Below are 26,085 nucleotides of genomic sequence, written 5' to 3'. Positions count from 1 at the left end.
CTCGAAAGAGGCCCTTTTTATTTTAACGACAAGATCTAGAAGAAACGAGCAAGTTATCTGAGCGGCAAGACGTTACAACACAAGATCTCATGTCACGACTCCACTCACACTGACGACGGGCCTCTGATTCAGCTGACCAACGATCTGGTCCGCGGGCAGTGAAGGTAATTGTTCTGCCAGAGTAATCAGTTCCCTGAACATCACAGACTTCTCGTGCCTCATAACACTTCTCTACACACTTTCCGTGGTCCTGAAGACAATCGCCACAGCTTGAGTGGCCACTCCAATGCTCTTCCCAACCAGTATCACTGGCCGAACAAGAGATGCGACCTCTAACGTCGGGCACGGGCCTATAATCAGGCATCGGCGGGGCCGGGCGGTAGTCGGGATAGGGAGAAGGATATGATGGTGGATACGGTGAAGGATAAGGAGCGGGTGCTGGGCGGTGATCAGGATATGGACTTGGTGGATTGTAACGGGGACCGCGTCTTACTTGCGCCTGGGCATCAAACAAAGTCACAGTCAAAAAACAAAGCGCCACTAGAACTAGTTTCAGATTCTGCATGCCAATCTCCTTTGCACGGTTATCTTAAAACTAATTTCTAACAGGCAAATTTTTCTGTCGAGAGGAATGAAAAGATCTCAGACGATATTAGAAAAGCGGTGTCACTATGAAACTGAAGTGCTCGAAGTGACACCAGCTGACTGTGAGTCAATTAATGCTCTCGACCTGGTTCAACATCTGGCTCAGTTGGTTGCTCTCTATTAGGTCCGGGATCAGGTGTGATTGGTTCCTGAGGTGTTGATGGGGAATAATCAAAATCAGGTTTGCCATGTAGATCGCCAGTATCTACTTCAATCGGTGGTTGTTTTACAGGTTCTTGAGGGGTATTTGGCTGGGGAGTTGGTTCCATAGAAAGACTCCTTGTTAGACCCTCTATTATAAAACACTCTAACTCTTAGATGAATGGAATTTTCCATACCTTATTTTTCCATTTTGCTCTAACATTTAAGCATGAAAACTAGAGTCGTAATTAAAGTTGGTTCCCTCGCAGTAACGGACGAAACCGGTGGTGTTTCTTACTCTAAAATTGAGGCAATCGTTAACGAGCTACAAAATTTAAAAACCAAAGGCTACGCACCGATTCTTGTGAGTTCTGGTGCGATTAATTCCGGCAGAAGTTTTGTGAAGCGTCCCGAAGAGAAGAAGATGATGATCTCTTTTCAACAAGCGGCAGCTGCCATTGGCCAACCTCTTCTTATGAAGGCCTATGTGGATGCGCTTACTCATCACAAATCTCACTGCGCTCAAATTCTAGTGACACATGAAGATTTCAAAGAACGTAAAAGATTTTTGAACATCCGCAACACCATCAATCGTTTGATCGAAAATGATATTCTTCCCATCGTAAATGAAAACGATACTGTGTCTTACGAAGAAATCACCGTGGGCGATAACGATCAGCTGGCAGTGATGATCACTGAGGCGACAGATGCGGAGAAACTGATTCTCCTCACTGAAGCAGATGGTCTCTTTAATAAGAATCCAAAAGAAGCCGATGCTAAGCGCTTTGATGAAGTGGATTTTAAAGACGACTTCTCAGGAGTAAAGTTCGCCGCAAAAACGTCTGTGGGCCGCGGTGGTATGGACACTAAAATCAAGGCCGTGAGAAAACTTACTCCCATTGGTGTGGATGTGATCATCGGAACGTTTCTGATTGATAATCCTCTGACTCGTCTTCTAGAGCGTAAGGGTGGAACACTCTTTAAAGGTAATCCTGAAAAACAAACATCTCGTCGTAAGACCTGGTTATCGACCGTGGTTAAAAACGACGCCTGGATTGTCGTGGATGAGGGTTGCTCACTCGCCCTTCAAAAAAGTACAACTTCCCTTCTTCCGATTGGGATCAAGAAAGTTCACGGTGTGTTTAAGCGTGGTGACGTGATTCAGGTCAAACATAAGAATAAGACCATTGCCGTCGGCATCTCTGAGTTTGATTTTAAGGAAATGGACATGGTAAAGGGCAAAAAGTCGGTTGAAATCGGCACTTTGATTGAAAATGCCCCATCTAAAGTCGCTATCCACAAGGACAATCTCTTAATTAAGACTGATCACTAGCGCTGACCTATAGCAGCACTCATCAGAAACATATTCAGATAGTTCTTTTAGAGCTAAAATCTTGCCTTCACGAGGATCACTATGAGCGTTCTTGAAATTGCCAAAAAAGCGAAATCGGCCACCCTAACTCTTCAGTCTCTGCCTGAAGAACAACGTCTCATGGCCTTGGAAGCAATCGCAGTTGCTTTGACTAAAAATGCTGGACGTATTCTCGCCGAAAACAAAAAAGATCTCGATGAAGCGAAGACAAATAATCTTGGCGAAGCTCTCGTTGCTCGCATGGTCCTTACTGAAAAGGCCATCGCAGATCTTTCAAAGATGTGCCGAGATGTGGCCGATCAGGACCAGGTTGTCGGGACCATCGTTGAAGAATACACGCGACCAAATGGTCTTGTGATTCAAAAACAAAGAATCCCACTGGGTGTGATCGGAATGATCTTCGAATCACGTCCAAATGTTGTGGTTGATGGTGCGGCCCTGGCGATTAAATCAGGAAACGCTATTATTCTCAAAGGTGGCAAAGAAGCTCATCATTCAAATCGTGTATTGTTTGAAATCTTAAATGAGGCCACCGAACGCATTCTTCCACAGGGCTCAGTTTCTCTGATCGAAACTCGAGAAGACGTGGCAGAACTTTTAAAACTTCATCATTATATTGATCTCATGGTTCCAAGAGGTGGCAGTGGTTTAATTAATCACGTGCGCGCCAATGCAACCATGCCGGTGGTGGCCCATGATAAAGGGCTTTGCCATACATTTGTGAATGAGGACGCGGATGTTACTCGAGTGATTCCAATCGTATTGAATGCTAAAGTACAACGTCCTTCGGCCTGCAACGCGACTGAGACTCTCCTTCTCCACGCCAACTATTCTCAGAACAAAGAAGTCGTAACAGCTTTGATTGATGCAGGAGTAGAAGTTCGCGGTTGTGAAAAAGCGCAGAAGCTTCATGCCAAAGTTAAGGCCGCGACTGAAAAAGATTTTGATACAGAATATCTTGCGAACATCATTTCAGTTAAAATCGTAAATGATTATTCCGAAGCGATTTCTCATATTCAGAAACACTCCTCTCATCATACTGAAGCGGTGCTGACCCAAGATCCGAAAGTCATCGAAGAATTTCTAAACACTCTGGACGCTTCGGCCATGGTGGTAAATGCTTCAACTCGTTTCAATGATGGTGGAGAACTTGGACTTGGAGCTGAACTTGGGATTTCCACTTCAAAGCTTCATGCCTATGGCCCGATGGGCGCGAAAGAAATGACAACAACCAGGTTTCTTGTGAAAGGAAACGGACAAATTAGATAAGAGGAATTTATGGCATCATTTGATTTGGTTTCAAAGATTGACGAGATGGAGCTAAGTAACGCTCTTAAAAATACAGAGAAAATGATCTCTGGTCGCTACGACTTTAAAGGTTCAGAAGCCGCCGCAGAATACAAAGACAAAGAAAAGCTGATTGAGATTCGTGCAGAAGACGAAATGAAAGTTCGTGCTGTACTTGATATTCTTCGTACCAATATGGGTAAACGTGGAATTGGTTTCAAGGGGATGAAAGAATCAGAGATTCTTCCTTGGGGAACTAAAAATAAGAAGCTGACTTTAAGTCTTACAACGGGCTTTGATAAAGACGCTCAAAAACTTATGAACCGTCTGATCAAAGAATCAGGCTTCAAAGGGAAATCGCAGTACATGGATGAGAAGTATCGTATTGAATCAAAATCAATCGATGAGCTTCAGGCCCTGTTCCAATTTCTTCGCCAACACAAAGACATGACTTTAGAACTACATATGGAAAACATGAAACGATAGGAGTCCTTTATGACATTAATGGAACAAGTAAATAACGACATTAAAGAGGCAATGAAAGCAAAACAACAAGAGCGTCTTGATGCTCTTCGTATGCTTAAGGCCGAGTACATTAAGAACAATACAGCGGCCAAGCCGACTGATGAACTTTCTGTAACGGTAGCTCACGCAAAACGCCTTTCTGATTCACTTGAAATGTACCAAGCTGGAACAGAAGCTCACGATAAAATTCTAAAAGAATTGGACGTGCTTAAAGCTTACCTTCCTCAGGCGATGTCTGAAGCTGAAGTTGTTGCTTTAATCAACGACATCAAAGCAAAAGGTGCCAAAGATATGGGCGCCATCATGAAGGAGCTTCAGCCACAAATCAAAGGCCGCTTCGATGGTAAGCGCGCTTCTGAACTTGTGAAGGCCGCTGTTTAATGAGTCTTCAGTCTTTCGGCGAAAAGTTTAATGTGGATAAATTGTTTCGGGCCCGCAATGTGGCCCGGGACATTGCTTATGAGCTCGCCTCTCTTTTAAAACCTGGCATGACTGAAGAAGATGCTCATCGCCTCTACAAGGAACTTTGTCAGAAGTATCCTGTGGAAAAACAGTGGCATCCCGCCAAACTCAGAATGGGACCGAATACCATTTGTAATTTTAAAGACGTTTCTGAGCCATATACGCTTCAAGAAGAAGACATCTTCTTTATCGACATTGGCCCTGTGATCGATGGCCATGAAGCGGATTACGGTGAGACATTTTCAATTGGTGCGAACTTTGAGTACAAACGCATCTGTGATGCTCAAAAGAAAGTTTTCGATGAAGTGACCGAGCACTGGAAAAAGACCCGCCAAGGTGGAGCTCCCCTCTATGAATTTGCTATAAAGAGCGCGGAATCTCAGGGATTTGTTCTAAATGCTGATCAGGACGGTCACCGCATTGGGGACTTCCCCCACCATGTATTTTATAAAGGCGGTCTAGGCGAAGTTCAGGAGTCGGTGGTACCAAACGCCTGGATTTTAGAAATTCACCTCTGGCACCCAACTAAGAAGTATGGTGCGTTTTATGAGGACATTTTAACTGACGCTGACCTATGACTAAAAAAATCGTTTCTGCCTGCCTCGCTGGATTCCAATGTCGCTTTGACTGCGCTCACAAAGAGCGTGAGGAAATTCGTGCGATGGTTGAAAAAGGCGAAGCGATCGCAGTATGTCCGGAACAAATGGGAGGACTTCCCACTCCCCGCACTCCCGCCGAACAAATCGGAAATAAAATCATCTCTAAAACGGGGACTGATGTGACCGCCGAATATGAATTAGGTGCTCATCAAGCTCTAAAGATGGCGGAACTCACCGGGGCCACCGAGGCCTACCTTAAATCCCGCTCACCGATGTGTGGCTCGGGCCAGATCTATGACGGAAGCTTCTCAGGAAAACTGGTGGAAGGTGACGGGGTCTTCACCAAGCTCTTGAAGTCCAGGAACATTAAAGTCATAGCGGTGGACTAACCATCTGCTGACTAATAGTCATTAGATTCTGGCCTATACTTTTTACAATCGTCCAAAACCCACAACATTTTGAGATTAGTATTTCTCCATCTAATTCAATAGGAGAACTATATGAAAACACTACTCGCGCTTTTTAGTTTAACTTTTGCGATGACTACATTTGCGGATTGCAGAATTGCTTTTGAAGGCAGCCCCGCCTCATACTTTTCAAGAGCAGGTGTTCACAAGAAAGGCTTTAAGTTAATTGAACTAAAGAATGTCCAGGTAGGAGACTACATCAATACTTATGAAAATTATAATGAGGAAGGTATTCGAATCCTGGGTGAAAATACCGGTAATATTAAAGTTCAATTTGTTCATGTCATCAAAAGGGTGACGGAGTACGGAGCGGAAGAAATTTATGCAAAAGAAGAGAAAACGACCATACGACGTAAAGAATTAGATCATAATATTACGGAAGCACCTGAGGGTGTTTATTCAAATACTCGCGCGATGAATGCATTAAGGGTCAAAGGTCTTCCCTCTTGCCGCAAACTAAATAGACTATAAGCTAAAGTACCGGCCCAGACGTGATCTTTTTTGAATTTTTTAAAAAAGAATTTTGAGTAATGATTGCGCTGCTGAAAGAAAATTAATGCTTAGAAACTCTATCGTCTCCATCACGAGGGCCCCTTGGGGGCCCTCTTATTTTACTGTAACTTTCACTTTTCTGTACGACGCTCGCTGAAGAAGTAAACTTGCTGCCATCATCATTCCGCCTAAAACAACCATCATTTCCATTTGATATTCTCCTTGTTTGGCCTTTCTTCATTCCGTGAATTCCCTTTAGAGTCACCATCCTAGCGTCTCTTGTTGTAAATCTATAAAGCAGGAATCATGCCAAGTATCAGGTGATGAACAATCAGGTATTTAAGTGGTGGCGAGAGGGAAAGATGGCACCAGAGTGAGAGGTCACACTGGCACTGGTGGTGTTAAAAACTGCACTACTACAATGGTGTTGGAGTTTATTTCAATTTTGAATCTCAAATCTACCAGTCTCATCCTGGCATCTGGACTCATTGAAATTCCAAAGTTAATTCCAGGATGAAAAACAAGGAACGAAGTAATAGCGTCCTCATGTGAGAACTGCCTCTTAAAAAGATGCTAAGCTTCGGACTTTACTGGTGGATTTGAGATTCCAACACCAATTAAGAAGAGCAGTTTGTGTTATTTACAGAACTTTTCACGAAACTGGGTCTGAATATCAATGGCGTCCCATTCGAGACTGTCATCGTTCATGTCCCAGCCTCTATATTTTGACTGCACATAATGAGTAAGCTCATGGGCCACGGAATCGTCCATACAGCGCCCTTTGCTTTCATAATAGACTGCCTCATCCAGGATGAAGATCATGTTGTGTTTGACCGCAAAAGCGTTGGTAATGAGATCAGGGCGCATTCCCCACTGCTCTTCAATGGCGTTCTGAAAGACCTCCAAAGGGGTCTTGCTCGCGTAATGAAAACTCGGCATAGGAACATCCGGGCGGTATTCCCAGTTCTTGAGCTTCAAGACCTGTTCCAGGATGAATTCTTCGGTGTAACGAAGCTGCGCCGGTGCGGGCCCATTGGCAAAGAGGTTAAGAGACATGACTGTGAGTAGAAAAAGTGAGAGTTTTTTCATGGACCGGTTATATGGCGGGTTAAGATTCGTTGCAACCGACCCTGTAAAATAAAAAGACCCCAGATTTACTGGGGTCTTAAGGGAAGAGAAAGTAATTAGGGGATTACTTCCTCTTGTTCATCATCTTTGCGAAGATCAGTGAGAAACTCACAGTCGAAAGACTGATAATACCAATCCCTAGTACTAACATCTCCTCGCCCATAAGTGACTCCTTCTCTTGATAAAAAGTGGTTCGTCCTTGAACCGGATGGGGCCCCAACAATTACATTGCGTCCTTGGACACACATCGCTCATTTTCCGTGAGACTTTATATTTGTATTCGTTCATCTTGAACTTCAAGCGACCTACCTTCCTGGCGGGTTACTCAGAGACTCGGAATACGTATGAGCAGGAACTGTGCCAAAGTCGGTTTTATGAAGATTCCACAACTTGATTGATGTGACTTTAATACTCGGGGCCACAGAGCTACTGGGAGGGCCAAACTGGGCAGTGCCATGGGGCACAAAGTTGAGTAGTGAATACGGAAATATGTAATTTTCTCCTCTGGTAAGAAACTTTTATAAAAAAAATAAAACTGACTATTGTGAAGTCCTGTTTTCCATGAAACCATCTTTTTAAGAAGGGAATAAAAGAATTATTCCTCGCTCAACTCACCAGGAGGGTGAACCTTGAATCCACATTACTACCTCATGAAAAGTAAAAAGATTCTTCGGCTTGAAGGGCAAGTTACTTTCTCCTCTCTACCTTCTTCCATCCAGGAAAAACTTCTCGACACTGAACACGTAGAATGTCTTGATCAAAGTCAGGCGAATTGGCGCGTAGTAATTTTTAGAGATGAAATCATGGAGTACGACGAGTACGTTGAATGGCTCGCAACTCCTGAGGCCCTCTATGAAGAAGAGGCTGAGTTAGAGCTAGTTGCCAACTAAAAGTGGCAAAAAACCATCATTAAACTTTTTATTTCAGATGCCCGCGGGGTCTAAGTACCTAGACTTACGGTCCCGTGTTTTTTGACCGCCGATCTATGTGAGAATGACCTCACTTCATCGGAGGCATCTGTGGAACCAAAACTAAATCCCCAAGAGACTTCTCGGCAGGAAATCATAAAAAATTTCATGCCCACCATCCGTTACTGGGCCAAGCACTATCACTACCAATATCACCAGGTCTTAGAATTTGAGGACTTAGTGATGGTCGGAATTATCGGACTTATAGATGCCATGAATAAGTATAAGAAAGATAAGCAAAATCAATTTAAAACCTACGCTGAATTCCGTATCCGTGGGGAAATCATTGATGAGCTTCGTAAACAGGACTGGATGACCCGTTCTGAGCGTAACAAGCAGAAGAAGTATAAACGCGCTAAAAACAACCTGACTGAAGAGTTGGGTCGCGCGCCTACCTCGGTGGAGATGTCAAACGTGCTGCCGTTTAAATCGAAAGATATGATCCGTCTTGAGCAGTACGAAAGTGGCGACACCATCAAGCAATACGTTGAGGGTGAAACGGTTTCAAAAGGTAATCTTGAAAACTCTGAGTTCGAGAATTACTCGCTCAAGAAAACACTCGCAGTGGTAATGGATGAACTTCCACGTACCATGAGACTGATTGTAACTTTAAAATACTTTGAGGACTTAAACTTCTTTGAGATCTCGAAAGTTGTGAACCTATCTGAGGGTCGTATTTGTCAGCTTCACGCTGAGGCCCTGGATATGTTGAAGAATCATATTGAGAATCAAAAGATCGATATTCTTGCCGCTTAAAAAAGCATCAGGTGCCCGAAAGGGCACCTCTTCTATTCACTTACTTTTATCCCACGAGAATTAAATTCACCTGCACGTGCTCTTTCAGTTTGTTTCACCCACTTCCTAAAAAAGGCCATGAGCTTCTCAGTCACGTGCGGTCCTTCCAGCACACCCAAAGCGTGGGCCATGGCCTCGTAGGTACAAACCCATTCAGCATGCTGGGCCTTTCTTAGACCATATTGAGAAGTGATTCCTGGTGGAAGTTTCACCGCCATAAGGTTTTTAAACCCCTCTTCGCGCTGACGGACCTTACGGGCCTGTTGCCAGTTCCCATCCGGGATAATGAGATTATAGGGGCCAGGGTATTTAGCTCTGAAATCATCGTTGAGTTCTAAAGCATCATCGTGAGGATATAAGAACAATGGGCGGCCTGGACGCTCCAGGATCGGTGTCGCATCGAAAGTTTCAAACACTCTTCCACGAATATCGATCTTCGCTTTCTCAGGCAGCATCAATGGGCCAAACTGTGCGGTATTCGACGTCAGTTTTAATTCACGCACGTGAACCACTAGTGACACATAGCTTGAAATATCGAAGGGTGTCAGATGCTCACAAACGCAAAGCTCTTGATTGATTCGACAGGTGGGACAGCGATTAGGATTTCCGTTTCTTCTGGTACTCATGTAACTTTTTTTGTCAGATTCTTATGTGGGTAAACTATCCAAATCCTAATCGAGGGCTTAAGCTTTAACAAGAAAGGAGTTCATGTGGCACAATCAGTTTTCGATTATACGGTTAAAGACATTGATGGAAAGGACGTTTCCCTCTCACAATACAAGGGCAAATTCCTTCTAATCGTCAATGTGGCCAGTAAATGCGGCTTTACCCCTCAGTACAAAGGCCTGGAACAACTTTTTGAAGACCTGAAAGATAACGTGGTGGTACTGGGTTTTCCTTGTAACCAGTTTGGTGCCCAGGAACCCGGTGATGCCGAAGAAATTAAAAACTTTTGCAGCCTAACTTACGATGTTAAATTTCCATTATTTGCCAAAATTGATGTGAATGGCCCCAAGGCCTCTCCTCTCTACCAATTTTTGAAGAAGCAAAAGCGGGGCCTTCTAGGTACCGGAATGATCAAGTGGAACTTCACAAAGTTTCTGATCAATCGCGAGGGTCAGGTGGTTAAGCGTTATGCACCGAACGATAAACCCGAAGATATCAAGAAGGATTTGTCTAAACTACTCTAGTATTCTCTTTTAGGTATTTCTCCTTCGTCAGAGTACAATGTTTCTATTTCTGATGAAGGAGTATCTATGTTATTTAACGGTCAGGCATTCCGCCTTGAAACTCTCCCAAATGATATTTTAAAAGTTGTTTTTGATCTGAAAGATCAATCGACAAACGTGTTCAATGCTCTCGCACTAAAAGAACTTGGTGAGATGCTTGAAGTAATTAAAAAACAAAAAGCACGTGGTCTTCTCTTCACTTCTGGTAAGGCCAGTGGATTCGTATTCGGTGCAGACGTTACTGAATTCCTGGGTCACTTTAAAAAGACCGAAGATGAAATGAAAACGTGGATCGCGAGCATCAATAAAATTTTCAACGGCTATGAAGATCTTCCTTATCCAAAAGTTTGTTTGATCAATGGCTTCGCTCTTGGTGGTGGTTGCGAAATCACTCTTACGATGGATTACCGTCTTGCATCGCCTAAAGCAGCAATGGGTCTTCCTGAAACAAAACTTGGAATCATTCCTGGATGGGGTGGCACGGTTCGTCTTCCTCGTCTGGTCGGTGCAGATCACGCTATTGAATGGATCACAGGTGCTAAACACTACAAAGCGGAAGAAGCTCTTAAATTTGGTGCGATTGACGGTATTATCGAAGACGCTCGTCTGGAAGAAGCTGGTATCAAGCTTATTGAGAAAGCAATTGCTGGTGAGATGGATTGGCAAGCGCGCGTTAATCAGAAGAAATCTCCTCTTAAGTTAGATAAAATCGAATCGGCCATGAGCTTTGATGGCTCTAAAGCATTTGTTGCTGCGATGGCCGGCCCTAACTATCCTGCTCCAGTTAAAGCAGTTGAGACCATGCAAAAGGCCGCTCGTATGAATCGCGATGAGGCACTTGCTCTTGAAGGTGAGACATTCGCTGTTTGTGCTAAAACAAAAACAGCGGAATGCTTAACTCAAGTCTTCCTTGGTGATCAGTATCTTAAAAAAGTTTCAAAATCTGTAACAAAGAACGCTAAACCAACTCAGATGGGCGCGGTTCTTGGTGCTGGTATCATGGGTGGCGGTATTGCTTATCAATCAGCTTCAACTGGAACTCCAGTGCTGATGAAAGATATTAAGCACGAGCAACTTGATCTTGGTATGAACGAAGCTGGTAAACTTCTTCTTAAAGAAGTTGAACGTAAAAAAATGACTCCGGAGAAAATGGCAAAAGTTATTGCACAAATTACTCCAACGCTTTCTTACGCTGACTTTGGGGCCACTCAATTCGTGGTTGAAGCTGTCGTTGAGAATGAGAAAGTGAAGAAATCAGTTCTTGCTGAGGTCGAGAAATCCACATCTGCTGATACAGTTCTTGCTTCTAACACTTCAACCATCTCAATCACAAAACTAGCTGAAGGCCTTGCTCGTCCGGATAAATTCTGCGGTATGCACTTCTTTAACCCAGTTCACCGAATGCCTTTGGTTGAGATCATCCGTGGTGCGAAGAGTTCGGAAGAAACAATCGCTCAAGCAGTTAACTATGCTGTTCAGATGGGTAAAACGCCAATCGTTGTTAACGACTGCGCGGGCTTCCTGGTGAACAGAATTCTATTCCCTTACTTCAAGGGCTTTGCTCACTTGATCGAAGATGGTGTGGATTTCCAACGCATCGATAAAGTGATGGAAAAATTCGGCTGGCCAATGGGTCCGGCGTACCTTCTCGACGTCGTTGGTATCGATACAGGAGTTCACGCGGCGAAAATTATGGCCGACGCTTTCCCTGATCGCATGGCCTATACATCGAAGACCATCATGGAAGTGATGTATGAGAATAAGCGCTTCGGTCAGAAGAACGGTGTTGGTTTCTACGAGTATGAAATCGATAAAAAAGGTAAACCAGTTAAAAAAGTTAACCCTGCGGTTTATGAACTGATTAAGACAGCGGTGAAAAAACAAATTGATATCACAGACGAAGAAATCATCATGCGTATGATGATCCCTATGATCGTTGAATCATCTCGTTGTCTGGAAGATAAGATTGTAAACACTCCAGTGGAAGTGGACATGGGTCTTCTTCTTGGTCTTGGATTCCCTCCATTCCGCGCTGGTGCCCTTAAGTATGCTGACACGATTGGACTAAAAAAACTTGAAGAAGAGTCTAAGAAGTATCAATCAATCGGCCACATGTATGACTTCACGCCATTCATGAAAGGTCTGGCAGCGGAAAACAAAACTTATTATTAAGAGGTAAAGTATATGAAGAATGCAGTAATTATTGATGCAGTAAGAACGCCGATGGCAAGATCGAAAGCGGGTAATTTCCGTTTCGTTCGCGCTGAAGAACTTTCGGCCCACCTAATGCGTGAAATTCTAAAACGTAACTCAAATGTTAACCCTGCTGAAATCGAAGACATCATCTGGGGATGTGTTCAGCAGACACTTGAGCAGTGTTACAACATCGGTCGTAATGCTCAACTTCTAACAGATATCCCTAAGACTGTTTCGGCCCAAACCGTGAACCGACTGTGTGGTTCTTCAATGACTGCCATCCATATGGCCGTTCAAGGCATCTGGTCGGGCCAAGGTGACATTTTCCTTTGTGGTGGTGTCGAACATATGGGTCACGTGCCAATGACTTATGGAGTGGATTTTAACCCTGCTCTAGCGAAGACAACTTCTAAGGGCGCGGGCTCGATGGGTCTGACAGCTGAACTTCTTGGCCGTATGCACGGGATCACTCGTCTTCAACAAGATGAATTCGCCGCTGCTTCTCACCGTAAAGCTCACGAAGCAACTCTAAAAGGTCGCTTTAAAGATGAGATGGTTGCAACTCCTGGTCACGACGATCTGGGCGTGCCTTCAATGATCTCGATTGATGAAGTCATTCGTCCTGAAACAACGGTTGAAACTCTTGGTAAGCTTCCAGCTGTTTTCGATCCGAAGAATGGTACAGTTACGGCCGGTAACTCTTCTGCCCTTTCTGATGGTGCATCTGCTGTGATCATCATGTCTGAAGATAAGGCGAAGGCCCTTGGCCTGAAACCAATGGCAAGAATCGTTTCTATGGCGAGCACTGGTTGTGAGCCATCAATCATGGGATACGGCCCGGTGGCCTCTTCTAGAAAGGCCCTGGAGCGCGCAGGACTTAAGATGGATCAGATGGACATCATCGAACTAAACGAAGCCTTCGCTGCTCAGTCGCTTCCAGTAATTAAAGATCTTGGTCTACTTGATGTTATGGATAAAAAGGTAAACCTTAACGGTGGTGCGATTGCTCTTGGTCACCCACTTGGATGTTCAGGTGCTCGTATCACTGGTACACTTGCCCACCAACTTCGTAGTAATAACAAGAAGTATGGTCTGGCCACAATGTGTATTGGTCTTGGTCAAGGTGTTGCAACAGTCATTGAAAATCTTAACTAAAAAAAAAGGGGCCCAAAAGGGCCCCATTTTTTTTATATCTTACAATTCGCAGTTAGTTCTAATAATCACACGATCGTTACCCAGGAAAGAAAACTGACGGATGATATGAGTTCCACCATCCACATAACCTTTCCATACCCAAGTTCCAATCAGACCTTCGCCAGAATTCAGACGGGTCATCTCATATGAGCCACTTTCTGTATCAATCAAAAGTCGCTGACCTCTAAGAGTATAGCGATAAGTTTCGCCGCTCTTAACATTCGTACGACATTCAATTCGACGTCCTTGAGTCAATGATTCTTTGTCACCCAAGAACTGAATTTCTGAATCCGTAACTTGGATGGGAGCATCGACCATTGTTTCTAATAGATCGATTCCAAGGCCATCAGCTCCACGAATAGATTCGCAGGCAACTGAACGACCATTCAAATTACAAACACCAGGCTGACCTGCGGCCACAGAAGACCGTCCACTACCTCCACCCTCTTTCCCGCAGGCGGCAGTGAGTGCCAGAAGAACTAACAGGGATGCGAATTTCATATTTTCTCCTTGATAGATAACGACGGGAGCACGCTATCAAGAAAAAACAAAAATTCACTATGATAATTCTTACAATTTTTGTTTGAAGCAAAGCAAATCTTGCGGAGAACGAAGTGTCATCGAATTTTCATTCTGCAGAAAGCACATGAATTAGTTTGGGAATGTTCTTAAGAAGGCATTACGCATGCATGAGATCATTTATCTATAGATCATCTGAAGAATTAAACGTAATGCCTTGTCCTGATCAATTACTGGATGAAGTCATCATCATTATCGAAGTCGACTTCCTCTGCACCACTGGCGTCATGATACTCTTCATTGTCAGTGTTCTGCTCATCAAATGAATAAGTTTCATCTTGAAGTGAAGCATCTTCGGTTTCTCTCACCTGCTGTTCCGGATCTACAGCGCCGGCCTGTTTGGTACCTTCATCACTGAAATCACTTTCTTCATCTTCCATCACACCTCTTCGGAGAGGTTGTTTTTTTTCAATCGCCTCGTTGAATTTTCCATCGGCCTGATCAAAGAAAGTTGAATGTTCCTGATTATTTTGATTTTCCATAAATCCTCCTCGTACTCACGGGATTATTTAAAGCATAAACGGTGCCAGGAATATGGATGAAAAATTGATTTCTTAGAGGAGAAAAACAAAAACTGCGTGGCATTTAACCACGCAGATTTCTTATTCGTATTGCTTGCCTAACTCTTCCATCAAGTATCCCAAAGCATAGGGAACTGATGAGTCTCTTGCTACAGAATAATTGGCATCATGATCAAATCCCAATTTATGGGTCCATTCATGAAACACGTTACCTGCGACCTGTGCAGGCGTATAAGGATAGAAGTATTTGGTATTCATGTAGATGCGAAGAGCACCAGGAGTCGTATATCCCACTGTGCTTCTCCATGAGTAATACAATTCAAGTTCAAGATCCATCTCGTGATCAACTTCAGGTCTGAGATCTTCTCTTCCATCAAGGACGGCCTGATAAATCTCTGCATTACTCATGCCCTTGTTATCAACGAATTGCTTTTTACCTTGATAAGTAAAATTGATGACTCGGCTTCTGAATTCTTTTGAGCCCACGACTTTTTTAATGATCTCAAAGGCCTTATGAACTTTGTCTTCGTCGGCCACTTCAAAGTTATAAAGGTCGGCCTTGGTTTCAAAAATCAGGGCCTCGTTAGGTAGCTCACCTAAATCAGGTTCGGGTTCAAGATCAGGAGTTTCTGGTTCGGGATCAATCGGACAAGCAGCAGTTGTTGGATTGGTTGCTGCCTTGCCGGTGGTTGAATCTTGATTTTGACAGTCAGGATTCTGGTTACAGCTCGCAAAGAACATGAAGAGGCATGCTAACCAAATAAGCTTCGCCATTACACCATCCTTGGTTAAAGACTAAGCGAGGATCCTTCCTTGGATTCCCATATAATTCAGTATGCCCCTACGATGCGGGCCGCATCAAGCAGGCAAAAATGTTCGCTTTATTTAGATAGGACCACTTACATACTACGACGAGGTTTAATCAGAATGTTACCGAAGAACACCCCGACCACGAGTGCAAGAGCAAGTGTGATCATGGTGAAGGCCGTTTCAAGTCCTCCCAATACATCTCTCTCAAACAAGAAGCTGAGACTGCGATAACCAACAGATCCGGGAACTAGAAGGATAATGCCTGGCCATTGGAAAATGGCAGAAGGTTTATTTTTAAGACGAGCAAAGATGTTACTCATGGCCCCGACACAAGCGCCACCGAAGAACATACCGAGTTCAGGTCCAAGATATTTTGCTCCCAGTTTTGAACAAAGGAAGCCGAAGATACCAGCGATAGTCACCCATCTCCAGTCATCTCTATTGGTCTTAAAGTTTACATTGGCCATGGCCGCAGTCAGAGGAAGAGTCACAAAAGTGATCCACCATGGAATCATGGCAAAATCGATATCAAGAGAAGGATAATGAAACCAACTTGCAATCTTACTTCCAATAAACACGCCGAAAGTGAGTTTCAAAAGAATCATCACTCCTCCCACAAGGCGGGCCGTTCCTGAGACCAGATTTTGAGTGGCAATCTCAGCAATGGCAATTGTGATGAAGAGACCTGGCATGAAAATGATAAGACTCGATAGAATGATCACACCGATGTTAAGACCAGGAATGAGTTTGGCCAGGAGATAAGTCACTAGAGAAGCAACTACGGCCACGATGGCATCGAAGAGCTGGGCCACAAGTCCAATCGGTCGAATGATGGAAAGTGCACCCATGAGAACACCAACGGTAATACTGGCAATGAAATCACCCCAGGTTCCTCCGAAGAGAACCATGAATCCCGCGGCCGAAAATAAGAAATAGATCAAGGTCCAGCGTTTTCCGTAGGGATCTTTGGAGCTCCAGATCTCATCTAATTTTGCGTAACCTTCTTCATAAGTAATTTGATTTTGAATGACTTCTTTTGCAACAGTATCGACCTTAGAGAGTTTACCAAGATTAACTCCTACTGGTTCAACACGTTCAATTTTTGTGACCTCTTCCTCTCCGCCATCCGAAAACGACGAAAGAATGGCTGTCGGTTGAGAGATAAAACTCCCTCTTAGACCCAAGAGCTGGGCCATGTCTTGCATGGTTCCTTCGATCGTATGGGCCGGCGATCCCACTGCATGGAGAGCACGACCAAATCGAAGAATGAATTTCACTTTTCGTTGAAATTCTTTTTTTTCCATTACCAGGTCTTTTTCAGATCTTCAGTCACTCGGATAAGAGTCATCTGTGTGAGATCCGCATAGGTTTTAAGTAAAGGGGCCAGGATTTCTTTTTCAATTGTAGCAAAATTCTGATCGGCCGGATCAACAGAAATAAGTGCAGGAACTTTAATCTGTGCCTCGTAAGAACGATAACATAGAGTCACTTCAGTTTTCTCTTTATTACCAAGCTTCTCTAAGCGCTCATGATAAAGGCTAAGTGGTAATAAAGTCGAGGCCTGGATTTTAAACTCAATCTCTTCCGGAATAATCGCTCCAGAATTTTTCTCGATATGGGCCGCGGTCCATGATGTCTTACTCATAATAATGATCGCAGCATCAAGCTTCAGCTCTTTTACAAGATCATTCAAGAAAGACTTATTATGCTCAGACCATTTTGGTCCTCCCATAAGTTCTGTTGCAGGTACCAACAAAAATGAAAGATCTCGCATGCCACGAGGGTTAAACACCAAAGCATTTGAAGTCTTCTTGCCTTTCTCCAGGTAGTAGATGTCATCCGGCATGAGGGCCGTTCTGCGTGAGTTAATGTAGTTAGGAACACGTTGGCCATACTCATGAAGGGCCTTGGTCTTTTTGATTTTAGCGGTAGAGACAAAATCAAGTTCAGGGGCGATCAGAGGAAGACTCTGCTCCCAGATGCTTAGGTATTTTTCTGTTAGAAGCTGCTTTCCAGCGTCCGACATGAAAACTTTGTCACTATTAGCAAGTCCACCAAGTGTCGGCTGAATCATGGTCTCGAAAATAACAATCCCTACTCGCTTCAGAGGTTTTTGGCCGGGACCAAAAAGTTCATCCAGTTTTCCAACACGAGGATCACGCTGTGAAGTCATCACAACTTTTGGAGCAAGTTCAGTTAGATCTTCTTTGGTATATTCGCTGTGGGAATCGTAATAGTAGCGATCTTCACCGCCCTTTTGAATTGTTCCCATAGAACAGGCAGAGATGAAAATTAAGCAGAAGAGGAGTCGTAGCATAGAATAGATCCCTGTGTGATTGTCACAATGTGACTCCATTCTACCTTTTCCCCACTTGATATTTCTAGATGAAAGGTGGGCCTCACAATAACTTTACGAATATGGCCCGTGATTTCCGATGACAGAGTTTTGACAGTCACTCCACCCAGACGACGGATTTCGAGCGCCCTTCGAAACTTAACATCAATTTGATCAAAGCTTAAAATCTCTTTCACTTGATTCCAATAAATGGTCCTAGGAGGGGTCAGAAGCTCAAATCGATCATCATGGGTCCATTCAAGTCCATAGGACTCTCCTAGCCAGGCAATATCCCCCTCTTCGATTAAAAGAAACTTCTCCTGAAAACTCAACTCGAATGGACCCAAGGAAGAACTTCTAGGTTCTGTGGTTCTCTCATAAACCTGGGCCATGGGATGATGCCGTTCACTTTTAAGAGGGATTGTCGCGACTAGCTTCAACCAATTCTCTTTCTCCAGGCGCGGAAACAGATCTCCATGGGACTCAATTGCGACGACTCTAAAATCACGATTGGATTGATAAAGTTCAGATAGGATGCGATCTAAAACAATGCCGGTAGGAAAATACAGAAAATAGGTGTCCCCGAGGGGAATATCTCCCTGAAGAAGATCCTGATGAAGGAATGATACTGCTTCTAACTTCAATTCTTCTTTTATCTTTAACCCTGCTTCAATGCGACTCAGCTCAAAATCCACGCCGATAGAATGGCGATCTGGATAAAGCCAGGAGTACAAAAGACAACCTTCCCCTATCCCACAACCCAGATCAACAAAGGTTCCAGTAACTAAGGAATGAGAAAAAATAGATTCGAAGTCTTCACGAGAGGTATAGAGGGCCCTGCTATCGAGACCCTTATAAGAACCAGTTCTGGTTCCTACGAGGGCCTCAATGGCATCATAATCAAATTTAAAAAGTTCCAAGGACCGTGGCGAGGAAGAGCTCATAGTTATTACTTTGTTCACGACCTTCTAACACATAACTTCCACGAAGACCGATACTGATAGGATAGGCCAGACGAAGGAAATTCATCTCGAAAATTGTTTCCCAACCGGTCGAAGCAGCACGGTAGTGATTGGTGAGATAGCGACCAGTCAAATCATCGTAGAAAAGGTTAAGATTAATTCGCTTCAAGTTCCAGTAACGTGACCAGTGCCAGTCTGGATAGAAAAGTGGCATCATGTAGTTCGCTGAATACTTAGTAAATTCCTGAAGGAAGACACTTCTTGTTCCACGAGGGTAAATGACATAAGAAGCATATTGATAGAAGTTGTCCTTCTGTCTTTCATACGCGACCTGATGGAAAAAAGAGTGATGGTGCCAGAGACCCGGTAAATAAATGCGAGAATCAACTGAACGGATACTTCCTTTCTGATCGGCCCCCGTGATGTCACGGCCGTCTTCCATATGTCCAAAGACTGAAAATCCCCACTCTGGGTTTAAATCTCGACGGGCCATTCTTGAAATCACGGAATAGTTAAGCTCAGCACCCGGTGAATAAAGAGCACCATCATTCACTTCAGTGAGATCGTTTGAGATCTTGTTGGTCACTTTAATCAGTTTTGCAAAACCGCGGACAGAAAAACTATGGGTAAATCGTCCCTGAATATATTTCCATGGAACTGAAATACCGACATCGGCCGTGCCTTCTTCCCACTTATCTTCAATTTCCTTACCACTGACGGTCACATCCTGACGTCTTCCACCATAGGCGGCACGCACATCAAACACAGTATAGTATTGTGACCAGCTTGAAGTCACAAAACCTGTAACTGATTTTTCATTCAGATTATAGACACCACCGGCAGAGAGGAAAAACTTATTAAGCACATCCTGTGAGTAGCCAATCACTGTAATGTCGGCCCCTAAAGGAGGTGCTAGTAATAACCAGCTGTGAAGGTTAAGCGAATGCTTCGGCTCTGAATACTTAGAGCTCTTGTACTCTTCATTTTCTAAGAGTTCGCTTTCAAGGCCCTTAGCGTTTTCACTCATCGCGAACTTTTCATAGATGGGGTAAAAACTATTCTGAGACTTCTGCTCTTCATCCATACGAAGGGACTTTTGTACAACGTTCATCCCGTTGGCGGTGTAATCGTTATAGATGAGTTTCCCTTGATGAAGTGTCGGAGCGTATGAACCAAAAAGAGCACTCGTGATCTGGCGAGTTCCCTCTTTTGTATAAAGCCAGATGTTATCAATTCCTGACTCTGGACTTTCAAAGAGAATGTGACCTTCTTCAACGGCCACGTTTCCGATATTGTTCACGGCCTTATCAATCAAATAAGTCTTTTCAGCTGAGCCCAGGTTAAACTGAACCATAGACTTCATATCGTTATAGTCTTTTTGAACGAAAACGATCTCTGAATCACTTAACCAATCAATGGAAGTGATGACCTCATTCTTAGGATACGGGATTCGTTGAATCTCTTTACCCTTGTGGTTCAAGACAACGATGGCCTGGCCTTGGGCCTCGTCCCACTCAACTGCCAGAATCTTTTTTCCTGCATGATCAGGGATCGCAATTCTTAATTTGGTGTGGGCCTTAGAGACAACTATCTTATCTTCGTTAACGTCATAAACTTTAAGTTTATTGAAGTTTCGGTAACCCCAACGTGGATCAACTTCGAGTTCTAAAAATGCCAGTTTCCCGCCGCGAAGCTTAAATGGGTATTCAGTCGCCAGAGGTCCTGGATAGAAAAGAGTCTTTTCTTTTTTGCCATCGATCAAAACGAAGCGATCGTAAAATGAGAGACCTTTTTTAAGGGCCACAACTTTTCCATCTTGGGTGGTTTGAGGGAAAAGATAATTGGTCCAGCCAAAACGCTTTCCAAGGTTTTTTACTTCATAAGGAGTTGGTGTCAGTTCATCAGCTCGTTTCTTCCATTCCTTAATAAGATCCCCCATCACGCCCCAATAAAAGTCTTCAAACTTCTCATGAGTCATGCGGTCCACTGAATTATAAAAACTCAGAGGGTTCCAGCTGGTTTCCGCAGATTGATTGGCGAGTTTTGAAAGAAACAAGTCACCATAGTTATTTCTTAACGTCGATGTATAGAAGTAACCATAGACGTAATGATTAGGAACATAGTCTTCATAAGAGCCTAAATGGGCCTTATCGTAGTCCCATTTCTGACCTGATAATAAGAGAGTTCTGAGATCTCTTTCAAATAATGGAAGACGACCACGCCCTCCCTTAGTGAGAGCAGTCTCAACACCGACCGCATCTCCTTCAAAATACCATGGTGGCATCGTGAGCCCGAGTCCAAGGGCCTGGCCCGCTTCACCCATGATGATATTTAAAAATTTATTGAACCCGTGTTTACCTTTCTGAAACTGAACCACGTGACGAAATTCATGAACAGAAAGAGTTTTAAGCCATTCAGTATTAGTAAGCTCCGGATCTATGGCCGGAGAAAGGTACCACTCCGATCTTCTTGGAGCGAGTGTCACAAATCCATTAGAGATCACCGATTGGTTTTGCAAAATTAGGGAAATTCTTGGAGGAAGTTCTTCCATAGAACGAGTCACATAAGGATAGGCCTTCTCTAAAAGATGGGCGACCCTTTGAGCGTCTTTTTCCACTTCTTCAGGGAAGATGAGATCAAAGTGTTCAGTAACAATGTGTCGCCATTCAATATCAGAGGGGTTCTGATTGTAATCCACGACTGCGAACGGGGCCTCGATTTGAGCAAAAGCAGACCAACTAAGAAGCAACAGGAGCAATAACTTCAGCATGTCTATTCCCTAACAATTCTTTTTAAGTTCTTCCCACAATAGATTGGCCACAACTCCAAGTTGGTGGCGCTTATGTCTTATTAGATTAATAACAAGTTCACGGGGATGGATATCTTCAAATTCAAGAACAACGAGTTTTTTTTCTGCAAGCTCTCTAACGATCGAGTGATCCGGCAAGTGACCCCATCCCAGACCCGCGAAGATGATATCGCGCTTGAAGTTATTGTCATTGATTCGCCACTTTCGTCCTTCATCCAGAAGCCCGAAGCTAGCACCACGAGGATTTTTGTCTCCAATCACGATCTGATCTATTTCCAGAAGATCCTTCTGATTTTTTACTTTGCGTTCTTTAAAGAGCTCCTTGCTCATGACCGGGACCATTTTCACGGTGGTCACCGGAACGACATCAAGGGCGTTTTTATCCGAAATAAAATGAGTCACACCAATTTGAGCTTCACGCTCTAAAACCCGGCGCTCAATTTCACTGAGAATATCAAAGGTAAGATTGAGTTTTGTATTCGGATGCTTTTCTCCGAAATTTTTAAAGATGTGGAGAAGTTTTGGCAGTGGAGAGATGCCATCCACTGAAATAGAAATCTCAGGCTCCTGCTGTTTTCGAAAACTCTGCGAAAGCCCTTCCAGTTCAGTCATCCCCTGGAGCACTTTAAGCGAGCGTTCATAAAACGCTTTTCCATGATCTGTGAGTTCAGGGCGATACCCACTCCGATCAAAAAGATCAACTTCCATCTCCTCCTCAAGTTTCTTTATCGACAAACTTATAGCTGGTTGGGTTTTATGCAACTCCGCAGCAGCCTGTTTGAAGCTACCGGACTGGACAATCTTATGAAAAACAAGCACTTGATCAAAGGTCATAGGGTATAATTATTTCTTATATAGTTTATCAAAAAAACTGTCTTTTTTTTTATCAGAAATGCCCTCATCATGGAAGCATCAAAATCTAATGTTCATCAAACTGAGGAGTTTATATGAAAACATTATTAGCTGTTGCTCTTGCTTTCTCTGCTACTGCGTACGCTCAAAACAAACCTATGACTCAAACTTACAATGTAGACTCTGCTGCTACTAAGATCGTTTATGTTGGTAAGAAAGTAACTGGTCAACACACTGGTAACGTAACTGCAAAAAGCGGTAACCTTACTTTCCTAGGCGAACAAATCACTGGTGGTGAAGTTGTTGTTGATATGAACTCACTAACAAGCACAGACATCACTGATAAAGATACAAACGCTAAGTATCTTGGCCACATGAAGTCTGCAGATTTCTTCGATACAGCTAAATATCCTGAAGCTAAACTTGTTATCAAAAACTCTAAGAAAACTGATAAAGGCCTAGAAGTAACTGGTGACCTTACTATGATCGGTAAGACAAACCCTATTACTTTCCTGGTAACTGATCTTAAAAAGACAGATGCTGGTGTAACTGGTAAATCAAACGTAACTATTAACCGCACTAAATGGGGTCTAGTTTACGGTTCAGGTTCATTCATTAAAGGTCTTGGTGACAAGGCAATTAACGACGAATTTACTCTAGCAATCGATCTTTCAGCTAAAAAATAATTCCCGTCTCCGTCTAATGGGCCCTCTTCGGAGGGCCTTTTTGTTCTCGAAAGTCTGTTTCTTTCCCATTACAATTCTCTCATGATCCGTTTGGCCCTTTTCCTATTATTCCTTGCGAACGCGAGTTACGGCGCGACTATTGCTATTATCGACACTGGTTTCGATCTGGATCACGATTACCTAAAACCAAAAATCCTGAAAAAAGAGACCGACGAAGAGGCCATTGATTTTCAAGGCTGGGACTTTTTCGACAACTCTCACTTAAAAAAACCTGTTATTGAAGATAAGTCTGATATTCAGGAAGTTCTGCTTTATCGAACTCTCCGTGCCAAAGGTCACCGCGAAGGTCTCTCGATGGAAGAGTTTGAGTGGTATAAGAAAAAGAACGCCGATAAGACTTTTATGGAAAAAGTGCGGATGTTCAAAAAACATTCTCACGGAACTTTTGTCGCCGGAATTGCTCTTCGTGAAGGTGAAAACATTTCGATCTTCCCTATTCGTGGCCTCAATATTCCTAACCCGGTAGTAGTAGTTGAAGATAACACCAAAGAGGGTGAGATTCCTCTAACTGCTAAAACTCCCGATCAGAAGTTTGAAGAAGATATTAAGAACTCCCTGGACCGTGTTTCAAAGAAATTCACCAAGATCTGTCGTTACGTTTCGAATAAACGCATTGAAGTGGTGAATGGCTCTTACGGTATCACCTTTAAGAACATTATGACGAAGTTCCGTGAACGCTATAAAGAGTTCACAGGAAAAGAGATCGATGAGCCTCGCCTCTTAAACTATACGAATAATTATTTCGCTGAGCTTTATCGTCGTGGTGAAAAAACCATGCTTCGCCATCCGAATATCCTGTTTGTGTTTTCGGCCGGGAACTCGGGTCTGGATAATGATCAGTATCATCACTACCCTTCACGCATTAAAGTTCCGAATGCCATTACCGTGGCAGCGATGAATGGTGATTATCTGGCGACTTTTTCTAACTTTGGGAAGGCCTCGGTAGATATTGGTGCGCCTGGCGTGGCGATTCTTTCGATTGTTCCAAAGGTTTACTCTCAGGACGGAAGTGATCTTTACTCTCCGGCCAGTGGTACATCTATGGCCGCACCTTATATCTCAAACCTTGCTGCCCAGATTCTCAATACGAATCCGAAACTCACTCCGGCCAATATCAAGCGCATTATTCTTGAAACTGGTGATGAGAAAACTCACCTGAATGACAAAATGATTTCAGGTTCAATCGCTAATAACCATCACGCCCTTAAGGCCGCACTTCTTTCAAAAGACATGTCGATAGATCAGGCGATTCAGCTTGGGAAATCAGGTCTTATTCCAATGGAAGATCATGTGAATATTGGTGGACTTCCTCCGGCAGTGACTCCGGAGGAAATGAAAAAGAAAGTTTTAGAATCATTCCCGAGTGTGATTACACCTCAGGAAGTTGATGAGCCAGAGGAGCCTACAACTGTGGCCCCAGCTCCAGTTACCAAACCAGAGTCTTCTTTACCGAAGGATCCAGTGACAGCGCCACAGGACACGTCACTCCCGCCTCCTTCAACTGCGCCAGATGCTCGGCCGGAATCCGCTGATCCAGTCCCTGCCAGTCAAAGTGTAGAACAATCTCCGACACCTTCCGAGGAGCTGCCTGCATCTTCTTCTCAATCTGCACCTTCACTCCCTGAAGCTCAATCCCCAGAGTTCGCGCCTTCATCGCCATAATTGTCAGCATACAGCTGGCAAGTGAAGTTGATAAAAGATCAGTTGGTGAAAACGCTTCACCCTTACCCTGATTATCTTTTGGAGCATCAGTATAGATAATGTTATTTGAATTTAAATGAAGGGCCTCAGTTCTCAATTCGCCCTGATAAATAGCGTGCATTTGGTGCATAGATACCTCACTTTTATGAAGGTCCATTATTCCAAATAAAAAGGGCCCCTGAAAAGGGGCCCTTGCGAGATTACTGTTTTAATTCGTATTTTAGAATTTCAGTCTGGCCATAGTTGTGACAGTTGTCATTTGTTGACCAATACTCAACAGATATTTCCATCGCCTTAGGATCAATTCCGCTAGTGATGTTCGAAACTGCCTTAACTGTTGCCACTGCTCTTTCAGCGTCATCACAAATTCCTGACGATCTATCAAAGAGAACTTTCTCAGCTGTGATCACCATATCATCTTCTGTTTTAAAGATAACGTTCGTCACTTTGAAGTCTCCGAAAAAATTTCCGTAGCGTGCTTCAAGGAACAATGTTCTTAGATTCGGAGTAACAACCGCTGAATCAAAAACAAGTTCCATTAGATAGTAAGGAACCTTTGATTTAGTGGCGTAAACAGCACCTGGAATATGATCTTCCGGACCCGCGAATGAGAAAGATGAAAGAACGAGAGAGAGAATAACGAGAAGGTTTTTCATGAGAGAACTCCTGTTGGATTGTTTTAATGCAGGAGCTTATATGACAGGAAAGATGGCTTTGTTTGTTTGGATTTGGTGAAGAAAAAAAAGGGCCCCCGGAAAGGAGGCCCTAAAAAGGGAGGAGAATTAACTCTTCAGATCGGTCTCTGCCTTAGACCAATCTGAAATCGCGATTTTGCGCGTTTGAGATTTGGCTTCTTTAGGTAAGGTCAGATCCAAAACTCCGTTTTCGAATCTGGCCTCAATCGCATCTGGGTTCACATTCTTAGGTAAGCTAAAGACCCGTGAAAATTTTCCATAGCGACGTTCTGAGCGGAGAACGTAGTCTTTGTCAGTTTTCCCGGTGTATTTACGTTCACCAGAGATGTGAAGATGATTGTCTTTTACTTCAATGTTGATGTCTTCCTTACGAGCACCTGGAATATCCAGACTGATGAGATAAGATTTTTCCTCGTCCTGAATTTCACAAACCGGGGCATATAAGTCTTCTTTCGAGAAGACATCGAAAAGTTTTTCAAATTCTTTTTCCCATTGATTGTGAGTGCGATTCGGTTTTAGTTCAAAGTGATACATAGTGCCTCCTTATTAGGTGATTTCCGTATTCCTTTCTTGCT

Annotated in this window: 28 protein-coding genes and 2 pseudogenes; 14 read left to right on the top strand and 16 right to left on the bottom strand. The window is 43.5% G+C overall.

Features of this window, described 5'->3' with window-relative positions:
* Positions 1–22: 22 nt before the first annotated feature.
* A complete protein-coding gene (locus tag SOO65_RS10345; RefSeq protein ID WP_321400065.1) occupies positions 23–565 on the bottom strand; it encodes a hypothetical protein in 543 nt (180 codons plus the stop codon).
* A gap of 151 nt (positions 566–716) precedes the next feature.
* Positions 717–914: a hypothetical protein gene (locus tag SOO65_RS10340; RefSeq protein ID WP_321400063.1), complete on the bottom strand. Its 198-nt coding sequence runs from the start codon at positions 912–914 to the stop codon at positions 717–719.
* A 101-nt stretch (positions 915–1,015) separates the two neighbouring features.
* Here SOO65_RS10340 and proB point away from each other — a divergent pair, with 101 nt between their 5' ends.
* From proB to SOO65_RS10305, 7 genes are all read left to right on the top strand, one after another.
* On the top strand, positions 1,016–2,119 hold the full coding sequence (gene proB, locus SOO65_RS10335; RefSeq protein WP_321400060.1) for a glutamate 5-kinase: 1,104 nt from the start codon (positions 1,016–1,018) through the stop codon (positions 2,117–2,119).
* Between the two features lie 81 nt (positions 2,120–2,200).
* Complete coding sequence (locus SOO65_RS10330) at positions 2,201–3,427, top strand: glutamate-5-semialdehyde dehydrogenase (RefSeq protein WP_321400058.1); 1,227 nt, start codon at positions 2,201–2,203, stop codon at positions 3,425–3,427.
* Positions 3,428–3,436: 9 nt separating this feature from the next.
* Entirely contained in the window at positions 3,437–3,931 is a 495-nt protein-coding gene (locus tag SOO65_RS10325) for a nucleotide-binding YajQ family protein (RefSeq protein ID WP_321400056.1), read from the top strand.
* 9 nt (positions 3,932–3,940) lie between these two features.
* The gene (locus SOO65_RS10320; protein WP_321400054.1) at positions 3,941–4,351 is read left to right on the top strand and encodes a GatB/YqeY domain-containing protein; all 411 of its coding nucleotides are present in this window, start codon (positions 3,941–3,943) and stop codon (positions 4,349–4,351) included.
* Positions 4,352–4,383: 32 nt separating this feature from the next.
* On the top strand, positions 4,384–5,010 hold the full coding sequence (locus SOO65_RS10315) for a M24 family metallopeptidase (protein ID WP_321400052.1): 627 nt from the start codon (positions 4,384–4,386) through the stop codon (positions 5,008–5,010).
* The gene (locus tag SOO65_RS10310) at positions 5,007–5,420 is read left to right on the top strand and encodes a 2-thiouracil desulfurase family protein (protein WP_321400050.1); all 414 of its coding nucleotides are present in this window, start codon (positions 5,007–5,009) and stop codon (positions 5,418–5,420) included. The genes SOO65_RS10315 and SOO65_RS10310 overlap by 4 nt, the downstream gene beginning before the upstream one ends.
* 111 nt (positions 5,421–5,531) lie before the next feature.
* On the top strand, positions 5,532–5,969 hold the full coding sequence (locus SOO65_RS10305; RefSeq protein ID WP_321400047.1) for a hypothetical protein: 438 nt from the start codon (positions 5,532–5,534) through the stop codon (positions 5,967–5,969).
* 657 nt (positions 5,970–6,626) lie between these two features.
* Here the strand turns inward: SOO65_RS10305 and SOO65_RS10300 are convergent.
* Positions 6,627–7,079, bottom strand: a complete 453-nt coding sequence (locus SOO65_RS10300) for a hypothetical protein (protein ID WP_321400045.1) — start codon at positions 7,077–7,079, stop codon at positions 6,627–6,629.
* Positions 7,080–7,768: 689 nt separating this feature from the next.
* Here SOO65_RS10300 and SOO65_RS10295 point away from each other — a divergent pair.
* Together SOO65_RS10295 and SOO65_RS10290 are read left to right on the top strand one after the other, a co-directional pair.
* The gene (locus SOO65_RS10295; RefSeq protein ID WP_321400043.1) at positions 7,769–8,008 is read left to right on the top strand and encodes a hypothetical protein; all 240 of its coding nucleotides are present in this window, start codon (positions 7,769–7,771) and stop codon (positions 8,006–8,008) included.
* A gap of 129 nt (positions 8,009–8,137) precedes the next feature.
* On the top strand, positions 8,138–8,842 hold the full coding sequence (locus SOO65_RS10290) for a sigma-70 family RNA polymerase sigma factor (protein ID WP_321400041.1): 705 nt from the start codon (positions 8,138–8,140) through the stop codon (positions 8,840–8,842).
* 32 nt (positions 8,843–8,874) lie between these two features.
* On the opposite strand, the gene SOO65_RS10285 is transcribed toward SOO65_RS10290, so the two are convergent.
* Positions 8,875–9,507 (bottom strand): tRNA-uridine aminocarboxypropyltransferase, encoded by a 633-nt coding sequence (locus SOO65_RS10285; RefSeq protein ID WP_321400038.1) that lies wholly within the window; start codon positions 9,505–9,507, stop codon positions 8,875–8,877.
* Positions 9,508–9,591: 84 nt separating this feature from the next.
* Here SOO65_RS10285 and SOO65_RS10280 point away from each other — a divergent pair, with 84 nt between their 5' ends.
* The 3 genes from SOO65_RS10280 to fadA all read left to right on the top strand — a co-directional run bounded on the left by SOO65_RS10280 (position 9,592) and on the right by fadA (position 13,461).
* A complete protein-coding gene (locus SOO65_RS10280) occupies positions 9,592–10,071 on the top strand; it encodes a glutathione peroxidase (protein WP_321400036.1) in 480 nt (159 codons plus the stop codon).
* Positions 10,072–10,137: 66 nt separating this feature from the next.
* On the top strand, positions 10,138–12,282 hold the full coding sequence (fadB, locus tag SOO65_RS10275) for a fatty acid oxidation complex subunit alpha FadB (RefSeq protein WP_321400035.1): 2,145 nt from the start codon (positions 10,138–10,140) through the stop codon (positions 12,280–12,282).
* 12 nt (positions 12,283–12,294) lie between these two features.
* Complete coding sequence (gene fadA / locus SOO65_RS10270; protein ID WP_321400033.1) at positions 12,295–13,461, top strand: acetyl-CoA C-acyltransferase FadA; 1,167 nt, start codon at positions 12,295–12,297, stop codon at positions 13,459–13,461.
* A gap of 39 nt (positions 13,462–13,500) precedes the next feature.
* Here fadA and SOO65_RS10265 read toward each other — a convergent pair whose 3' ends face one another.
* The 9 genes and pseudogenes from SOO65_RS10265 to SOO65_RS20820 all read right to left on the bottom strand — a co-directional run.
* Positions 13,501–14,001, bottom strand: a complete 501-nt coding sequence (locus SOO65_RS10265) for a hypothetical protein (RefSeq protein WP_321400031.1) — start codon at positions 13,999–14,001, stop codon at positions 13,501–13,503.
* A gap of 248 nt (positions 14,002–14,249) precedes the next feature.
* Entirely contained in the window at positions 14,250–14,561 is a 312-nt protein-coding gene (locus tag SOO65_RS10260) for a hypothetical protein (RefSeq protein ID WP_321400029.1), read from the bottom strand.
* A gap of 120 nt (positions 14,562–14,681) precedes the next feature.
* Entirely contained in the window at positions 14,682–15,374 is a 693-nt protein-coding gene (locus SOO65_RS10255; protein WP_321400027.1) for a hypothetical protein, read from the bottom strand.
* 125 nt (positions 15,375–15,499) lie between these two features.
* Positions 15,500–16,714 carry a threonine/serine exporter family protein gene (locus SOO65_RS10250; protein WP_321400025.1) on the bottom strand — a complete coding sequence of 405 codons (1,215 nt, stop codon included), beginning with the start codon at positions 16,712–16,714 and terminating at the stop codon, positions 15,500–15,502.
* Positions 16,714–17,727, bottom strand: coding sequence for a hypothetical protein (locus SOO65_RS10245; protein ID WP_321400023.1), 1,014 nt, complete (start codon positions 17,725–17,727; stop codon positions 16,714–16,716). The genes SOO65_RS10250 and SOO65_RS10245 overlap by 1 nt, the downstream gene beginning before the upstream one ends.
* Positions 17,703–18,665: a hypothetical protein gene (locus SOO65_RS10240; RefSeq protein WP_321400021.1), complete on the bottom strand. Its 963-nt coding sequence runs from the start codon at positions 18,663–18,665 to the stop codon at positions 17,703–17,705. The genes SOO65_RS10245 and SOO65_RS10240 overlap by 25 nt, the downstream gene beginning before the upstream one ends.
* A complete protein-coding gene (locus SOO65_RS10235; RefSeq protein ID WP_321400019.1) occupies positions 18,652–21,477 on the bottom strand; it encodes a hypothetical protein in 2,826 nt (941 codons plus the stop codon). Before SOO65_RS10235 ends, SOO65_RS10240 begins: the two co-directional genes overlap by 14 nt.
* 9 nt (positions 21,478–21,486) lie before the next feature.
* Positions 21,487–22,224, bottom strand: coding sequence for a LysR family transcriptional regulator (locus SOO65_RS10230; protein WP_407677010.1), 738 nt, complete (start codon positions 22,222–22,224; stop codon positions 21,487–21,489).
* Positions 22,225–22,350 (bottom strand): annotated as a pseudogene (locus SOO65_RS20820) (LysR family transcriptional regulator); the annotation flags it as partial.
* Positions 22,351–22,463: 113 nt separating this feature from the next.
* Between SOO65_RS20820 and SOO65_RS10225 the strand changes: the two are divergent.
* Together SOO65_RS10225 and SOO65_RS20815 are read left to right on the top strand one after the other, a co-directional pair.
* Complete coding sequence (locus SOO65_RS10225; RefSeq protein WP_321400015.1) at positions 22,464–23,054, top strand: YceI family protein; 591 nt, start codon at positions 22,464–22,466, stop codon at positions 23,052–23,054.
* Positions 23,055–23,135: 81 nt separating this feature from the next.
* Positions 23,136–24,197 (top strand): annotated as a pseudogene (locus SOO65_RS20815) (S8 family serine peptidase); the annotation flags it as partial.
* A gap of 343 nt (positions 24,198–24,540) precedes the next feature.
* Here the strand turns inward: SOO65_RS20815 and SOO65_RS20810 are convergent.
* From SOO65_RS20810 to SOO65_RS10210, 3 genes are all read right to left on the bottom strand, one after another.
* The gene (locus tag SOO65_RS20810) at positions 24,541–24,786 is read right to left on the bottom strand and encodes a hypothetical protein (RefSeq protein ID WP_407677009.1); all 246 of its coding nucleotides are present in this window, start codon (positions 24,784–24,786) and stop codon (positions 24,541–24,543) included.
* Positions 24,787–25,015: 229 nt separating this feature from the next.
* Complete coding sequence (locus SOO65_RS10215) at positions 25,016–25,471, bottom strand: rhodanese-like domain-containing protein (protein ID WP_321400010.1); 456 nt, start codon at positions 25,469–25,471, stop codon at positions 25,016–25,018.
* A 126-nt stretch (positions 25,472–25,597) separates the two neighbouring features.
* Positions 25,598–26,044 carry an Hsp20/alpha crystallin family protein gene (locus SOO65_RS10210; RefSeq protein ID WP_321400008.1) on the bottom strand — a complete coding sequence of 149 codons (447 nt, stop codon included), beginning with the start codon at positions 26,042–26,044 and terminating at the stop codon, positions 25,598–25,600.
* Positions 26,045–26,085: the final 41 nt, after the last annotated feature.

This window comes from Peredibacter starrii, from assembly GCF_034259205.1.
GTDB lineage: Bacteria > Bdellovibrionota > Bacteriovoracia > Bacteriovoracales > Bacteriovoracaceae > Peredibacter > Peredibacter starrii.
Note: the sequence above shows the minus strand (reverse complement) of the source record. Positions and strands in the feature narration are given on the sequence as shown.

What these genes read in the sequence shown, in the direction of transcription:
- fadA (WP_321400033.1), top strand. Translation starts at nt 12,295, where the DNA reads ATGAAGAATGCAGTAATTATTGATGCAGTAAGAACGCCGATGGCAAGA.
- SOO65_RS10305 (WP_321400047.1), top strand. Translation starts at nt 5,532, where the DNA reads ATGAAAACACTACTCGCGCTTTTTAGTTTAACTTTTGCGATGACTACA.
- SOO65_RS10285 (WP_321400038.1), bottom strand. Translation starts at nt 9,507, where the DNA reads ATGAGTACCAGAAGAAACGGAAATCCTAATCGCTGTCCCACCTGTCGA.
- SOO65_RS10265 (WP_321400031.1), bottom strand. Translation starts at nt 14,001, where the DNA reads ATGAAATTCGCATCCCTGTTAGTTCTTCTGGCACTCACTGCCGCCTGC.
- proB (WP_321400060.1), top strand. Translation starts at nt 1,016, where the DNA reads ATGAAAACTAGAGTCGTAATTAAAGTTGGTTCCCTCGCAGTAACGGAC.
- SOO65_RS10330 (WP_321400058.1), top strand. Translation starts at nt 2,201, where the DNA reads ATGAGCGTTCTTGAAATTGCCAAAAAAGCGAAATCGGCCACCCTAACT.
- SOO65_RS20810 (WP_407677009.1), bottom strand. Translation starts at nt 24,786, where the DNA reads ATGCTGACAATTATGGCGATGAAGGCGCGAACTCTGGGGATTGAGCTT.
- SOO65_RS10215 (WP_321400010.1), bottom strand. Translation starts at nt 25,471, where the DNA reads ATGAAAAACCTTCTCGTTATTCTCTCTCTCGTTCTTTCATCTTTCTCA.
- SOO65_RS10295 (WP_321400043.1), top strand. Translation starts at nt 7,769, where the DNA reads ATGAAAAGTAAAAAGATTCTTCGGCTTGAAGGGCAAGTTACTTTCTCC.
- SOO65_RS10300 (WP_321400045.1), bottom strand. Translation starts at nt 7,079, where the DNA reads ATGAAAAAACTCTCACTTTTTCTACTCACAGTCATGTCTCTTAACCTC.
- SOO65_RS10210 (WP_321400008.1), bottom strand. Translation starts at nt 26,044, where the DNA reads ATGTATCACTTTGAACTAAAACCGAATCGCACTCACAATCAATGGGAA.
- SOO65_RS10310 (WP_321400050.1), top strand. Translation starts at nt 5,007, where the DNA reads ATGACTAAAAAAATCGTTTCTGCCTGCCTCGCTGGATTCCAATGTCGC.
- SOO65_RS10225 (WP_321400015.1), top strand. Translation starts at nt 22,464, where the DNA reads ATGAAAACATTATTAGCTGTTGCTCTTGCTTTCTCTGCTACTGCGTAC.
- SOO65_RS10340 (WP_321400063.1), bottom strand. Translation starts at nt 914, where the DNA reads ATGGAACCAACTCCCCAGCCAAATACCCCTCAAGAACCTGTAAAACAA.
- SOO65_RS10320 (WP_321400054.1), top strand. Translation starts at nt 3,941, where the DNA reads ATGACATTAATGGAACAAGTAAATAACGACATTAAAGAGGCAATGAAA.
- SOO65_RS10255 (WP_321400027.1), bottom strand. Translation starts at nt 15,374, where the DNA reads ATGGCGAAGCTTATTTGGTTAGCATGCCTCTTCATGTTCTTTGCGAGC.
- SOO65_RS10245 (WP_321400023.1), bottom strand. Translation starts at nt 17,727, where the DNA reads ATGCTACGACTCCTCTTCTGCTTAATTTTCATCTCTGCCTGTTCTATG.
- SOO65_RS10235 (WP_321400019.1), bottom strand. Translation starts at nt 21,477, where the DNA reads ATGCTGAAGTTATTGCTCCTGTTGCTTCTTAGTTGGTCTGCTTTTGCT.
- SOO65_RS10345 (WP_321400065.1), bottom strand. Translation starts at nt 565, where the DNA reads ATGCAGAATCTGAAACTAGTTCTAGTGGCGCTTTGTTTTTTGACTGTG.
- SOO65_RS10250 (WP_321400025.1), bottom strand. Translation starts at nt 16,714, where the DNA reads ATGGAAAAAAAAGAATTTCAACGAAAAGTGAAATTCATTCTTCGATTT.
- fadB (WP_321400035.1), top strand. Translation starts at nt 10,138, where the DNA reads ATGTTATTTAACGGTCAGGCATTCCGCCTTGAAACTCTCCCAAATGAT.
- SOO65_RS10260 (WP_321400029.1), bottom strand. Translation starts at nt 14,561, where the DNA reads ATGGAAAATCAAAATAATCAGGAACATTCAACTTTCTTTGATCAGGCC.
- SOO65_RS10325 (WP_321400056.1), top strand. Translation starts at nt 3,437, where the DNA reads ATGGCATCATTTGATTTGGTTTCAAAGATTGACGAGATGGAGCTAAGT.
- SOO65_RS10230 (WP_407677010.1), bottom strand. Translation starts at nt 22,224, where the DNA reads ATGGAAGTTGATCTTTTTGATCGGAGTGGGTATCGCCCTGAACTCACA.